Genomic DNA, 14,025 nt, shown 5'->3' on the forward strand with positions numbered 1-14,025 from the left:
GTTGAGAAATATTACGTGCGCAAGATTGCGTCACCTAGGACAAATCCGCGTGAAATCAAGGGTCTCGAGGCGTTATGTTACTTATTCCCGGCCGGAGTGTGGCAAACGTCTCGTACTGGAAGGGGTGGGTGGGCGGCATCCGGCAGCGCGCGTCAAAGCGAGGTACGAGCAGCGCGCCGAGGATGTTGCCCTCCCGCTCCGAAGGGGCGACTACAAGAGTGCCCGCCTGAGGGTATCCAGTCCCACGGAGCCGATGTTCAAAGCCCGGGTGTGGAACTCCTTCAGGTCGAAACCGGGCCGGGCTTCCAGTTCTGCGCGGATCTGTTCCCAGAGGCGCTGGCCCACTTTGTAGGAGGGTGCCTGCCCCGGCCAGCCGAGGTAGCGGGTGAACTCGAAGTTGAGCTGGCCTTCGCTGATGGGCAGGTTCTTTTTCAGGAATTCGTAGCCTTTTTCCGCAGTCCAGGTGCCGGAGCCCCAGCGTTCGGGGACCTGCAGTTCGAGGTGGACGCCGATGTCGAACACTACGCGGGCTGCCCGCATCCGCTGCATGTCCAGCATGCCCATCTGGTCGCCAGGATCGTTGAGGTAGCCGAGTTCCTGCATCAGTTTCTCGGCGTAGAGGGCCCAGCCTTCGCCGTGGCCCGAGGTCCAGCAGACATTCCGGCGCCATTTGTTCAGCAGTTCGCGGCGGTAGGTTGCAGTGGCCACCTGGAGGTGGTGGCCGGGGACGCCTTCGTGGAAAACGGTGGTGGTTTCCGCCCAGGTGGTAAACGTGTCCTCGCCGGCGGGCACGGACCGCCACATGCGGCCGGGGCGGCTGAAGTCGTCGGAGGGGCCGGTGTAGTAGATGCCGCCTTCGTCGGTGGGGGCGATGAGGCACTCGAGTTTCTTCATGACGTCCGGGATCTCGAAGTGGACTCCGGCGAGCTCGGCCACGGCCTTGTCCGAGAGTTCCTGCATCCACTCCCGCAGGGCCTCCTTGCCCTTCAGCTGGCGGGCGGGATCGTTGTTGAGGATGTCCTTGGCTTCGTCGATGGTGGCACCGGCCTTGATGCTGTTCGCCACTTGTTCCTGCTGGGCAATCAGCCGGTCCAGTTCTTCCACGCCCCAGGCGTAGGTCTCCTCCAGGTCCACGGTGGCACCCAGGAATGAGCGCGAGGCCAGGGCGTAGCGGGACCTTCCCACGGCGTCCTTTTCGGGCGCGGCGGGCAGCAGTTCCAGGCGGAGGAAATCGGCCAACCCGGCGTAGGCGCTGCGGGCGGCGGCAGCACCGGCGTCGAGCTCTTCCTGGATGGCGGCAGGCAGGCGGCCGGCGGCGGTGGACGCTCCCGCCGCCAGTTTCGCGAAGAAGCCGTCCTCCGCCGCGTACTTGGTGACCTGCTCAATAACGATCTTGACCTGGCGCGCGGCGGACACCCGGCCGGCGTCCCGGGCCTGCCGGAGTGACTCGCTGTAGCCGGCGATGGCTGCAGGGACGTTGCGTGCCCGGCCGGCGATGTGCTGCCAGTGCTGTTCCGTCTCTGTGGGCATCAGGTCGAAGATGGCGCGGATGTCCTGGGCGGGTGAGGCGATGTTGTTCAGGTCCGCGTACTCCCAGCCGGACGCGTGGATCAGCAGCTGCAGGCCCAGCCGCTCCCGCATGGCATCAAGGGTGACGGCGTCCACGTCGTCCTCCGGCTCGAGGCCCTCAAGTTCTGCCAGGGTTTTGCGCGCAGCCTCGGCGAATTCCGCGATGCCGGCGGGGGAGAAGTCCTGGTATCCGGTCTCGTGTCCGGGAACGCCAAGGGTGGTGGCGAAGGACGGATTAAGCCTGATCAGCGTGTCCGTGTAGTTGTCCGCGACGGCATCGATGCGGGTTTTCGGGCGGGCGGCAGGTGCAGTGTCTGTAGTCACCCCACGACACTAACTGTGCCCCGAAGGTTCCGAAAGGAGGCGGGGCCCGCCTTCTAGCCGCCGCTTCGCTTCCACGCGCCGGGTCCCGGGGTGGGCGCCAGCCGCAGCTGCTGGCGGCGGACCCAGTGCCGGACCGACGGCTTGTCCGCACCGGCCGGTTCGTCGCCGCCCAGTGAAAGGACGACGGCGGTCAGTGCCGCCAGCTCCTCGGCCGTGGGGTGGCCTTTGACAACAGACAGCAGCGGTGCGGAGGTTTCGACGGGCTCAACCACCGGGGTTTCGGCAGGCTCAAGCGCCGCCTGTTCGGGCTGGGTGGGGATCACAGCGGGATGTTCCCATGCTTCTTTGTGGGCAGGCTGGCGCGTTTATCGCGGAGCGCCCGCAGACCCTTGATGATTTTGGTCCTGGTTTCGGCGGGGGCGATGACGGCATCAACGTAGCCAAGCTGGGCTGCCTGGTACGGGTTCAGCAACTCTTCCTCGTACTGGCGGATGACCTCGGCCCGGCGCGCTTCGACGTCTCCGCCGGCCTCGGCCACTGCGGCAAGATCACGGCGGTAGAGGATGTTGACGGCCCCTTGTGCACCCATGACGCCGATCTGCGCGGTGGGCCAGGCGAGGTTGAGGTCGGCGCCCAGCTTCTTGGAGCCCATCACGATGTAGGCGCCGCCATAGGCCTTGCGGGTGATCACGGTGAGCTTGGGAACGGTGGCCTCGGCGTAGGCGTACAGGAGCTTGGCGCCACGGCGGATGATGCCCTGGAATTCCTGGTCCTTGCCCGGCAGGAAGCCGGGAACGTCCACCAGGGTGATGATGGGGATGTTGAAGGCGTCGCAGTGGCGGACAAAGCGTGCAGCCTTTTCCGACGCGGCGATGTCCAGCGTGCCGGCGAACTGCAGGGGCTGGTTGGCCACGATGCCCACCGTGTGGCCTTCCACCCGGCCGTAGCCGATCATCACGTTGGGGGCGTACAGGGCCTGCATTTCCAGGAAATGGCCGTCGTCCACGATCTGCTCAACCACGGTGCGCATGTCGTAGGGCTGGTTGGCCGAGTCCGGGATGAGCGTGTCCAGGGCGAGGTCGTCGTCGTCGACCTCCAGCGCCTGCTGGTGCTCGAGGACAGGTGCCTCGGAAAGATTGTTCGACGGCAGGAAGTCCAGCAGCTCGCGGACGAACTCGATGGCATCGGTTTCGTCCTGGGCCAGGTACGTGGACGTGCCGGTAGTGGCGTTGTGCTGGCGGGCACCGCCAAGCGTTTCCATGTCCACGTCCTCGCCGGTGACCGTTTTAATCACGTCCGGGCCGGTGATGAACATGTGCGAGGTCTTGTCCACCATCACCACATAGTCGGTGAGCGCGGGGGAGTAGGCCGCGCCGCCCGCGGAGGGTCCCATGATGAGGGAAATCTGCGGCACCACTCCTGAGGCGTGGACGTTGTTGCGGAAGATATCGGCAAACATGGCCAGGGAAGCGACACCTTCCTGGATGCGCGCTCCGCCGCCGTCCAGGATGCCCACCACCGGGCAGCCGGTCCGGAGTGCGAACTCCTGCACCTTGACGATCTTCTCGCCGTTGACCTGGCTCAGAGAGCCGCCGTAGACGGAGAAGTCCTGGCTGTAGACCGCTACGGGGCGGCCGTCCACGGTGCCGTAACCGGAGACCAGGCCATCACCCAGCGGCTTCTTCTTGTCCATGCCGAACGCGGTGGAGCGGTGAACTGCCAGGGCGTCGAACTCAACAAAGGAGTCAACATCGAGCAGGAGGTTGATGCGCTCGCGGGCGGTGTTCTTGCCGCGGGCATGCTGCTTTTCGATCGCTTCGGGGCCGGAGGGCTGTTCGGCACGGGCCTGGCGGTCGCGGAAATCGGCGATCTTTCCCGCTGTCGTTGTCAGATCGTGGCTCATCAAATATCTCCGGCTCTGTAGCAGATTGGTCCAGTGGCGCTGTTATTGCTGGCAGGTCTGATGCGGGAGTTAAGTAGCATCCACACAAAAACCGACCCCTGCTGGCTAGTCTAGTGACGCTTCTGGCGCCGGCTGCTGTAGAAAACCTACAATTTTCTGCCGTGCCGCAGCCCGGCGGAACAAGTTACTCGTCGGTAACATAACTGGGTTAGAGTGGCTCCATGACTTTGAGCAACGACGCTTGGGACTCACCCGCGAGCCCCTACCAGGCAACGGGTTCCCTTCGGGGACGCACCCTTTTGATCTCCGGTGGAAGCCGCGGAATCGGGCTGGCCATCGCGGCTCGTGCGGCGCGGGACGGTGCCAACATCGTACTGATGGCCAAAACCGGCGAGCCGCACCCCAAACTTGCCGGCACCGTCTACACGGCGGCAGAGCAGTTAGTGGCGGCCGGCGGCCAGGCACTTCCCCTGGTGGGTGACGTCCGGAATGACGACGACGTGGCGCGCGCTGTCTCCGCGGCCGTGGACCGTTTTGGAGGCATCGACGTCGTTATCAACAACGCCTCCGCCATCGACCTGTCCCGTACCGACGCTGTGGACATGAAAAAGTACGACCTCATGCAGGACATCAATGTCCGGGGGACGTTCCTGCTGTCGAAGCTGGCACTGCCCGCCCTGCGCGCGTCCGGGGCCGGGCAGATCCTGACCCTCTCGCCGCCGCTGAACCTTGACCCGCGCTGGGCCGGTAAGCACCTGGCCTACACCATGGCCAAATACGGGATGAGCCTGACCACGCTGGGGCTTGCGGAGGAGTTGAAAGCGGACGGGATCCGCGTCAACTCGCTCTGGCCCTGCACCCTGATCGACACCGCAGCCATCCGGAACATGCCGCACGGAGAGCAGATGGTCCAGGCGGCGCGCGGGCCGCAGATCATGGCTGATGCCGCCCACGCCGTCCTCACCGGCGCCAACCTTGCAGCCGGCGGTGCGGCCAGCGGGAATTTCTACACAGACGAAGAAGTCCTGGCAGCGGCGGGAGTGATGGACTTCCGTCCCTACAGCCTGGCCGCTGCAGAGGACCGGCTGGTTCCGGACATTTTCCTGTAGGGACATCTTCCTGCCGGCGAGTTCCGCTGGGGACAGTCGCGTACGCGCAGATTTAGCTCGGTAGGATTTAGCTATGGATGACGCACAGACCCCCGGTACGCCCCTGAGCCGGAGGGACCTGGCGGACGAGCGCTTCCTGTCCGCCACCGGCATCCCGCGGCTTGACGTAGTGGAGTCCACCGGATCCACCAACGCCGACCTCCTCCGGTCAGTGACCGTGGAGCCCGCCGCCTGGCCGGATCTGTCCGTGCTCACTGCCGAGTACCAGACAGCAGCACGGGGGCGGCTGGACAGGCACTGGGAAGCCCCGCCGCTGAGCTCCATCTCGGTATCGGTTGTCCTGCGCCCTGCCAACGCCGAGGGACGGCCGCTGCCCACGCAAAGCTACTCCTGGTTGTCGCTGATCGCGGCACTGGCGCTCCGCGAAACCCTCCTCGAAACAGCCGGCATCCCCGCCGAACTGAAGTGGCCCAACGATGTCCTGGTCCGGGGGAAGAAGATCGCCGGCATCCTGGCGCAGCTGGGCCCCATGGTGGACGGCTCGGTGCCGCCGGTCATCCTGGGCACCGGGCTCAATGTCACACTCACCGCCAATGAGCTGCCTGTTCCCACTGCCACATCGGCGGTGCTGGAGGGCGCCCGAATGGTGGACCGGACAGTGCTCCTGAAGAGCTACCTTTCAAACTTTTCCGTGCTGTACCGCAGCTTCTGCAACGCCGACGGCGACCCGGCGGCAGGGATGGCGGGCGGGCCCTCCCTGCATAAGCGGGTGGAGGCAGTGATGGTCACCTTGGGCAAGCAGGTGCGGGCCCAGCTCCCGGGGGACCACGAGATCATCGGCCACGCTTCGCGGCTTGACGAATACGGTTCACTGCTGGTGGTGGACCGGGACTCCCGCGAACATGTGGTCACCGCCGGGGATGTTGTGCATCTTCGCCCGTGGACTTCCCCGGACGCTTCCGGCCAAGGCGGTTATGCGTAAAGACCTCCTCCCGGGCGAGCAGGTCATTGTGACCACCCGCCCGCAGCCGAGGCAGCTTGCCGGCGCCGCAGTTGCGTTTATTCTCGCGCCGGCGGTTGCTGCCTTTTGTTCCGCCTGGCTGATCCGCGGCGGGGCTACGCGGGCCGTTCCCGCGCTCTCCGGCCGCTGGACCCCATGGCTGGTGGGCGGTTGCGTCCTTGCCGCTGCCGCCGTATGGCTGGGCTTCTGCCTGCCCCGGCTGCTGCGCTGGCACGGCACCCGGTACACGCTGACCAGCAGGAGGCTGGTGGCCAGGTCCGGGATGTGGAAGCGGCGCGACCAGCAGGTGAACCTGGCGTCGGTCCGCAACCTGACTGTCCATGAATCGGTCCTGCAACGCCTCTTCCGCTCCGGGAATATATCCTTGGAAACCGGATATCAGTCAGTGGTGACGTTCCCGGACGTGCCGGAGGCAGCCAGGTTCCGGGACTTCATCCTCGACGCCATTGATGACCTGCCGGATGAGCAGGATGTCCAGCCAGGTGGGTCAACGGATGGCCCCGCCGGAGCTTTGCCGGGGGAAATGAGAGAAGGTGGACGGGATGAACGATGAGGACCAGCAGGAACGCGTCGGATCCATCGCGCCCGCCCCGGCGGCAGAGGCCCACCCACCCACCGGCACCATGTCCGCCGAGCGGCTCGCCATGAAAGCCCTGGAGTCCCGGCTGCTGGGCGGGGAACGCAAGCTCCGCCGCCGCGAAGTCGCTGCCGGCGCAGGACTGTCCCTGTTGTCGGCGCGCAAGCTGTGGCGTGCCCTGGGCTTTCCCAACTTCGGGGACGAGGATGTCGCCTTCACCGAACGCGACCAGGCAGCCCTCTCCACCGTGGTGGACCTGGTGCGTTCCGGCAAACTGACCGAGGAAGCAGCCATCTCCGTCACGCGCTCCATTGGGCAGATGACGGACCGGATGGTGGTGTGGCAGATCGAGGCATTGGTGGAGGACATGGTGCACGAGCAGGGCGTCACCGACGCCGTGGCCCGCAAGCGCCTGGTCAACGAACTGCCCGCCTTGGTGGACGCCCTGGAGGAAGTGCTTGTCTACTCCTGGCGGCGCCAGCTCAACGCCGGCGTCCAGCGGCTGGCGGTCCGCGCCGAGGCCGGGCTGCAGGCAAGCGAAGAAGGCCGCGACGGTGACGAGGACGACGCCCCGCTGCCGTTGGCGCGCGCCGTCGGCTTCGCGGACCTGGTCTCCTACACGAGCCTGTCCCGCCGGATGAACGAGAAAACACTGGCCCGGATGGTGCAGCGGTTCGAGAACAAGTGCGCGGAGATCATTTCCGTAGGCGGCGGCCGGCTGGTCAAGACAGTGGGCGACGAAGTCCTCTACATCGCCGAAACTCCCGCCGCTGGAGCGGAAATTTCGTTGGCGCTGGCCCAGGCCTTCACCGAGGACGAGATCCTGCCGGAAGCCAGGGTGGCCATGGTGTGGGGCAGGATCCTGTCCCGGCTTGGGGACATCTACGGGCCCACCGTCAACCTCGCGGCGCGGCTGACGTCGCTCGCGGAGCCGGGAACCGTGCTGGTGGACTCCATGACGGCCTCGGCCCTGGAGCATGATGAGCGTTTTGTGATGGTGCCCCAGCCTCCCGAGAACGTCCGCGGCTTCGGGGAGATCCTGCCCGTGCGCCTCACCCGCGGCCTGGGCAAGGGGCTTGTCCTGGATTGACCGGCGGCGGCTGCAAAAGGCCCGTCAATGAATTTATCCATTTGATAGTGAATACCGATATAGTCGGAATACACCTGGCCGCCGCATGCCGGGAACCGGCCGTGCCGGAGCCTTACTGGGGGAATAGCACCGTGAAATTTCGCAGACCTGCGCGCTCAAACACGCCCGGAACCTCTGGCGGACGCTTCCGTTCGCGCCGTCTCGTGGGTGGTACTGCGTTTGGTGCTGTTGTTGCTGTGGTGGTGACGGGTGCTGTGTTGTATCCGGGGTTTAAGGCCACTGAGGTGGAGTTGAACGATGGTGGCGTGTGGGTGGTGTCGAAGTCCAGGAACGCGGTGGGGCGGTTGAATTATCCTTCGCGGGTTTTGGATGGTGCGGTGACTCCGGCGTCGACGACGTTTGATATTTTGCAGGATGCCGGGGAGGTGTTTGTTGATGATGAGTCCGGCTCAACGTTGAACCAGGTGTCGCCGGCGAACATGCGCCTGGGCGGGGATAAGCAGTTGCCTGGTGCTGCTGATGTGAGTTTTGGGTCCTCGGTGATTTCGGTGACTGACGCGGCCTCGGGCAAGGTGTGGGCAGTATCGCCGTCCACGGTGAATGGTTTTGATGAGGAGGCGTCCGAGCCGGTGCTGGTGGGTTCGGCGGGGACTGTGTCGGCGGTGGGGGCGGATGACCGGATTTATTCGGCGGATCCGAAGTCGGGTGTGGTGACGGTGACCAGTGTGGACGCCAATGGTGAGGACACGTCGTCGGAGTCTGAGACCTGGGGTGGGTTGAAGGGTTCGGGGGATCTGCAGATCACGGTGGTGGGGGATAAGCCGGTGTTGCTGGATGCGGCGGCGGGGGCGTTGTTCCTGCCGGGCGGTAAGCGGCTGGTGTTGGAGAATGCGCGGGAGGCGAGGCTGCAGCAGGGTGGTCCTGCCAGTGATTTTGTGGCGGTTTCCACGCCGAAGGCGCTGCTGAAGCAGCCGCTGGATGGCGGTACGGCGAAAACGGTGGGGTTCGGCGGCGAGGGCGTCCCGGCGGCCCCGGTGCAGTTGGGCGGGTGTGTACACGCGGCGTGGTCGGGGGCGAACAAGTATGTCCGGGACTGTGTCAACGATGCTGATGATAAGAACGTGGATGTGCCGAAGGCGAGTGCGTCGCCGTCGTATGTTTTCCGGGTGAACCGGGACCTGGTGGTCCTGAACGATGTGAACTCGGGCAATGTGTGGCTGGTGAACCAGAACATGCAGCTGGTCAACAACTGGGACGACGTCATCCCCCCGCAGCAGACCTCTGAGGACGCCGACAAGGACTCCGCTGACGAAGTGCAGCAGACGGTTCTGCCGGACCGCACCAAACCCAACAGCGCGCCCGTGGCCAAACCGGACACCTTCGGGGTGCGCGCCGGCAAGACCACCATCCTCCCCGTGCTGGATAACGATTCCGACCCGGACGGCGACATCCTTACCGTCCGAACCCCTGAGCCGCTCCAGTCCGGCCTGCTCTCACCCATCTACGGCGCCACCGGTTTCCAGGTCAGCATCGGCGCTGACAAGACCGGCTCGGAGGGATTCAAGTACACGGTGGACGACGGCCGCGGCCTCTCCGGCTCCGCCGACGTCACGCTCAACATCATCCCCGCGGGGGAGAACTCTGCCCCGCGGCAGAAACCCAACCGGAACACCACGCTGGTGGTGCAGGCGGGCAAAGTGGTCAGCCAGAACATCCTTCCCGACTGGATCGATCCCGACGGCGACGACCTCTTCGTTGTCGGCGCATCCGGCAGCGACCCCCGTGACCAGGTCAAGATCCGCCCCGACGGGCTGCTCAGCTTCCAGGACTCCGGGTCAGAACCCGGACGCAAGACCGTCACGGTCACAGTTTCAGACGGCCGCTCCACCACGGAGGGCACAGTCACCGTCGACGTGCGGCCGGCGGGGGCCCTCCCGCCGATTGCCAACGCGGACCACCTGGTGGCCGTCGCCGGGGTGGACACGGTGATCGCCCCGCTGAAGAACGACTCGGACCCGCAAGGCGGCGCGCTGCGGCTCGCCCAGGTCACGCCGGACGGCAACTCCACAGCCGTCATGGGCGCCGACCAGCAAACGTTCACGTTCAACTCCACCGCCCCGGGCGCCCACTACGTCACCTACCTCGCCACCAACGGACCTGCCAGCGCCCAGCAGCTGGTGCGCGTCGACGTCGTGCCCGGTGGCGGGGACGCCGCCCCCGTGGCCGTCCGCGACACCGCCCTGCTGCCCAGCGGCGGCAGCGTGCTGGTGGACGTCCTCGGCAACGACTCCGACCCCTCCGGCGGCGTGCTGGTGGTCCAGTCCGTGACAGCCGCGGACGGGCTGCCCCTCAGCGTCGCTGTCCTGGACCACTCCGTTGTGCGGATTACCGACCTCCGCGCCCAGGGCCAGCTGGCCGTCAAGTACACGATCTCCAACGGCAAGTCCTCCGCCACCGGCGAAATTTCCGTACTGGTTGTCCCCGCCCCCGCGAAATTGCAGGCGCCCCAGGCCAAACCGGACGAGGCCACCGTCCGCGCCGGGGACGTGGTCACCATCCCGGTGCTTGACAATGACACCGACCCCAACGGCGGCAAGCTCACCCTGGAACCCGGGTTGGCGCAAACACCGGACGCCGCGGACGGGCGAATCTTCACCTCCGGCCAGTCCGTGCGTTTCATCGCCGGCGGCGTACCCAAAACGGTGTACGCAATCTACAAGGTCACCAACGACTCCGGGCAATCCGACTCCCAGCAGGTGACCATCCGGATCCGGGCCCGGGACGACCAACTCAACAGCCGGCCCGAGCCTCGAAACCTGACAGCCCGCGTTGTGGCAGGCATGACAGTCCGCATCCCCGTGCCGCTGGACGGCGTGGACACAGACGGTGACTCCGTCCAGTTGACCGGCGTGGACAAAGCCCCGGCGATGGGAACGGCGGTGGTCAAGGACGGGTACCTCGAATTCACCGCTGCAGGCAACGCCGCCGGCACGGACACTTTCACCTACCGGGTCCGGGACCGAATCGGCGCCGAGAACACGGGCACGGTGATCGTCGGCATCGCGCCGCAGGAGACCAACAACCAGAAACCGATCGCCATCGACGACGCCGTGGACGTCCGCCCCGGCAGGAAGATCGCCGTCGACGCGCTCACCAACGATTCGGACCCGGACGGTGACCCGGTCAGCCTGGTATCCAACGGCTTCGAAGCCCGCCCCGAGCTCGCCGTCGAAGCGGCTGACGGCGGCAAGGTACTGCTCACGGCGCCCGCCGGTGCCGGCAATGAAAGCGTCAGCTACAAGATCCAGGACGACAAGAAAGCCCAGGCCGGCGCCGTGATCCGGATCCGGGTGAGCCCTGACGCTGCACTCAAGATCCCGCTTGCCAAGGATGACGTGGTCAACCAGGCGGAGACGCTGGGCAAGTCCGCTGTCGACGTTCCCGTGCTGAAGAATGATGCCGATCCGGACGGCGTGGCCTCCGAACTGAAGATCAGCCTGCCTGACGGCAACCCCAACGCCCGCGTCACCAGTGATGGCACGGTCCAGGTCACGCTCGCGCCGGAGGACCAGCTCGTGCCCTACAGCGTCACCGACGTTGATGGCCAAGCCGCGACGGCGGTCATCTGGGTCCCGGGCCAGGGTGAACAGCACCCCACCCTGGCAAGGACCGACGTCGTCGAGGTGATGTCCGGCAAGGAGGTAACCCTTGACCTGGCGGAATACGTCCGGGTCCGGGACGGCCGCGCACCCCTCATTACCCAGGTGGACAAGGTCCGCGTCCAGGGCGCGGAGCCGGACAACGTGGTGGCCGGGAACGGCGGCGCCCTGCGGTACGCCGCCCTCAAGGATTACGTGGGTCCCGGTTCGGTCACCTTCGAAGTGACTGACGGGACCGGACCGGACGATCCGGCGGGCTTCAAGTCCACCCTCAGCATCATCACCAAGGTCATCCCGGACCCGAACGCCAACCACCAGCCCACCTTCAGCGGTGCCACCCTCGACGTGCCAAAGGGCGAATCCGCCACCCTGGAGCTGGGAAACCTTGCCAAGGACGTGGATTCCGGCGACCAGGAAAAGCTCAAGTTCGAACTCGACGGCGCCCTTCCCGAGGGTTTCACTGCCAGCGTGGACAACGGAACCCTGAAGGTGACCCCGGAACCGGCCAAGGACGCCGGCTGGAAGGGAAACATCCCGCTCAAAGTCACCGACGGCCGCTCCGAACCCGTCCGCGCCACGGTGGCCGCCACCGTTGTTGCCTCGAACCGGCCGTTGCCCGTGGCCAACGAGGACGTGGTGGACAAAGCCAACGCCGGCACCTCCGAGACCGTCAACGTGCTCGGCAACGACTTCAACCCGTTCCCGGAGACGCCGTTGCGGATCACTTCCGCGACAGTGGAAACCGGGTCCGCCGCCGGGCAGCCGGCCGTCTCGGACGATTCCATTACCGTTACCCCCGCCAGCGGTTTCAAGGGCGTGATGGTGGTGCGCTACACCGTGATGGACAAGACCGGGGACATCTCCCGGCAGACCGACGGCCGGGTCCGCATCACCGTCCGCGACCGGCCCGACGCGCCGTCCGCCCCCACGGCAACGGATGTCCGGAGCCGGACCGCCGTGCTCAAGTGGACCCCGCCGTCGGACAACGGCGCGGCCATCACCAAGTACACCGTGCGCTCCGGCAACGGCTTCAGCCAGGACTGCGCCACCACCACCTGCACGTTGACCGGGCTGGCCAATGACGTCAAGTACGTCTTCACCGTCACGGCAACCAACGAAGTCGGCGAATCCGATCCGTCGCCGGTTTCCAATGAGATCCGGCCGGACGAAAAACCGTCTCCTCCGGACGCCCCGACGGTTAAGGCCGGCGACAAAAACATGGAGATCGCCTGGCCCGCAGCCAAAACCGAAGGCTCCCCAGTAAAGAACTACAACCTGGAAATCTCCCCTCCGCCGGCCAACGGGATAGCAGTCAAGAACGGCGTCACCGGCCTGAGCTATACCTGGCCGGGACTGACCAACGGCGTCCGCTACAAAGTCCGCGCCCAGGCCGTCAACGAGCTCGGCCCTTCCGACTGGGGCCAGTACTCTGCCGAGGACAACCCGGCCGGCATCCCGGCTGCTCCGGCTGCGCCGACGTCGTCCGTGGCATCCTCGGTGGGAACCTCAAACCAGCTCAAGGTTGACTGGAACGAGCCGAACACCAACGGCGACGCCATCAGGAACTACTACGTCACCATGAGCGGCGGCGGCGGCGCGGACCAGACGCAGGTGGTGGCGGGCACCGTCCGGACGGCCAACTTCACCGCCAACAACTCGGAGGCGTCGTACACCTTTACCGTCCAGGCCGAGAACAAAGCCGGCAAAGGTGCAGTCAGTGCGGCATCGGCTCCCCGAAGGGCCACAGGAAAGCTCGCCCAGCCCACTGGCGTGTCCGCAACCGAGGCCAACACCGGAGGTGCGGGCCGTTCCGTCACCATCAACTTCCGGGAGCTCACCGACGCGGAACGCAACGGCTCATCGTACGCCGAGGTCAGCTACACCTACCGTGCCAGCACCGGCCAGGCCGGGCCCATCAAGCCCGGGCAAACCGTCGGGGGCTTCACCAACGGCGATACCACCGCCATCACGGTGATAGCCAATTCCGCCGTGGCCCCGAGCTCGGATGCCAGCGCCCCGGCAACCGCAAACCCCTACGGCTCGCCCGGCACACCGTCGGCCTCCGGGCAGAACGGGGCGGAGAACCAGAAAAGCCTCAGCTTCAGTTGGAATTCGCCTTCCACCTCGACGAACGATGTGGCCTACACGCAGATCAACATCGACGGCGGGGGCTGGGAGCGGGTGGCCGCCTCCGGCAGCCGGACGGTCAACACGGGTGGTTTCAGCGAACCGCATTCGATTCAGGTCCAGACAGTCAACTCCCGCGGCACCGGCGGTCCAGTGGCGTCCGCCTCGGCGCAGTCCGGCGCGCAGAAGACCAGCTGGGCCACGCGCCTGAACGCCGGTATGGACCGCAGCTGTACCGATCTGCCCGGACCCACGTCCTACGACCCGGTGGCCCGTACCTGCGACGGCCAGAGCGGCTACAACCGGCCGTGGATGTCTTACATGGACTCTTTCACCGTCATGTGCTGGAAGCCGCACGGCACCACCTACGGTGGCGACGGCCAGTGGTACTACATCATGCGGGGATCACCGAACGAGACACGCTGGATCAATTCCACGCACACCTCAATTGGTGCGCCCGCTCAGAGCGGCGTCCCGCTGTGCACCTTCCCGGTAGGAGCCACGCCATAGCCGGGCTGGGCGGGGTACGTGCTGCACGCCGCCGCCGTTGGGCAGAGCTCCCCATCGCGGGGCTGGAAGGGGTTGGGTAGGCTTGCGCCGGGGAAAAAAGAGTCTCGTGCCAATCCCGCGAACGGGCTGCCGTACG

General features: G+C 66.0%; 8 protein-coding genes. 5 read left to right on the plus strand and 3 right to left on the minus strand.

The window, feature by feature from the left end; translation table 11 throughout:
- Positions 1-210: 210 nt before the first annotated feature.
- Genes FBY31_RS20395 through FBY31_RS20405 form a run of 3 tightly spaced genes read right to left on the minus strand, consistent with a single transcriptional unit; the run spans position 211 to position 3,796 of the window.
- Positions 211-1,893, minus strand: a complete 1,683-nt coding sequence (locus FBY31_RS20395; RefSeq protein WP_142044617.1) for a DUF885 domain-containing protein — start codon at positions 1,891-1,893, stop codon at positions 211-213.
- Between the two features lie 53 nt (positions 1,894-1,946).
- A complete protein-coding gene (locus tag FBY31_RS20400; protein WP_442858201.1) occupies positions 1,947-2,216 on the minus strand; it encodes an acyl-CoA carboxylase subunit epsilon in 270 nt (89 codons plus the stop codon).
- The gene (locus tag FBY31_RS20405; protein WP_142044619.1) at positions 2,213-3,796 is read right to left on the minus strand and encodes an acyl-CoA carboxylase subunit beta; all 1,584 of its coding nucleotides are present in this window, start codon (positions 3,794-3,796) and stop codon (positions 2,213-2,215) included. The genes FBY31_RS20400 and FBY31_RS20405 overlap by 4 nt, the downstream gene beginning before the upstream one ends.
- 221 nt (positions 3,797-4,017) lie before the next feature.
- Between FBY31_RS20405 and FBY31_RS20410 the strand changes: the two genes are divergently transcribed.
- The 5 genes from FBY31_RS20410 (at position 4,018) to FBY31_RS20430 (ending at position 13,889) form a co-directional block, all read left to right on the plus strand.
- Positions 4,018-4,905, plus strand: a complete 888-nt coding sequence (locus FBY31_RS20410; protein WP_142044621.1) for an SDR family oxidoreductase — start codon at positions 4,018-4,020, stop codon at positions 4,903-4,905.
- 73 nt (positions 4,906-4,978) lie between these two features.
- Positions 4,979-5,887 (plus strand): biotin--[acetyl-CoA-carboxylase] ligase, encoded by a 909-nt coding sequence (locus FBY31_RS20415; RefSeq protein WP_142044623.1) that lies wholly within the window; start codon positions 4,979-4,981, stop codon positions 5,885-5,887.
- Positions 5,880-6,479 carry a PH domain-containing protein gene (locus FBY31_RS20420; protein WP_142044625.1) on the plus strand — a complete coding sequence of 200 codons (600 nt, stop codon included), beginning with the start codon at positions 5,880-5,882 and terminating at the stop codon, positions 6,477-6,479. The genes FBY31_RS20415 and FBY31_RS20420 overlap by 8 nt, the downstream gene beginning before the upstream one ends.
- Positions 6,469-7,593, plus strand: a complete 1,125-nt coding sequence (locus FBY31_RS20425; RefSeq protein ID WP_142044627.1) for an adenylate/guanylate cyclase domain-containing protein — start codon at positions 6,469-6,471, stop codon at positions 7,591-7,593. The genes FBY31_RS20420 and FBY31_RS20425 overlap by 11 nt, the downstream gene beginning before the upstream one ends.
- 632 nt (positions 7,594-8,225) lie before the next feature.
- Positions 8,226-13,889, plus strand: coding sequence for an Ig-like domain-containing protein (locus tag FBY31_RS20430; RefSeq protein WP_142045607.1), 5,664 nt, complete (start codon positions 8,226-8,228; stop codon positions 13,887-13,889).
- Positions 13,890-14,025: the final 136 nt, after the last annotated feature.

This window comes from Arthrobacter sp. SLBN-100, from assembly GCF_006715305.1.
In the GTDB taxonomy this organism is placed as follows: Bacteria; Actinomycetota; Actinomycetes; order Actinomycetales; family Micrococcaceae; genus Arthrobacter.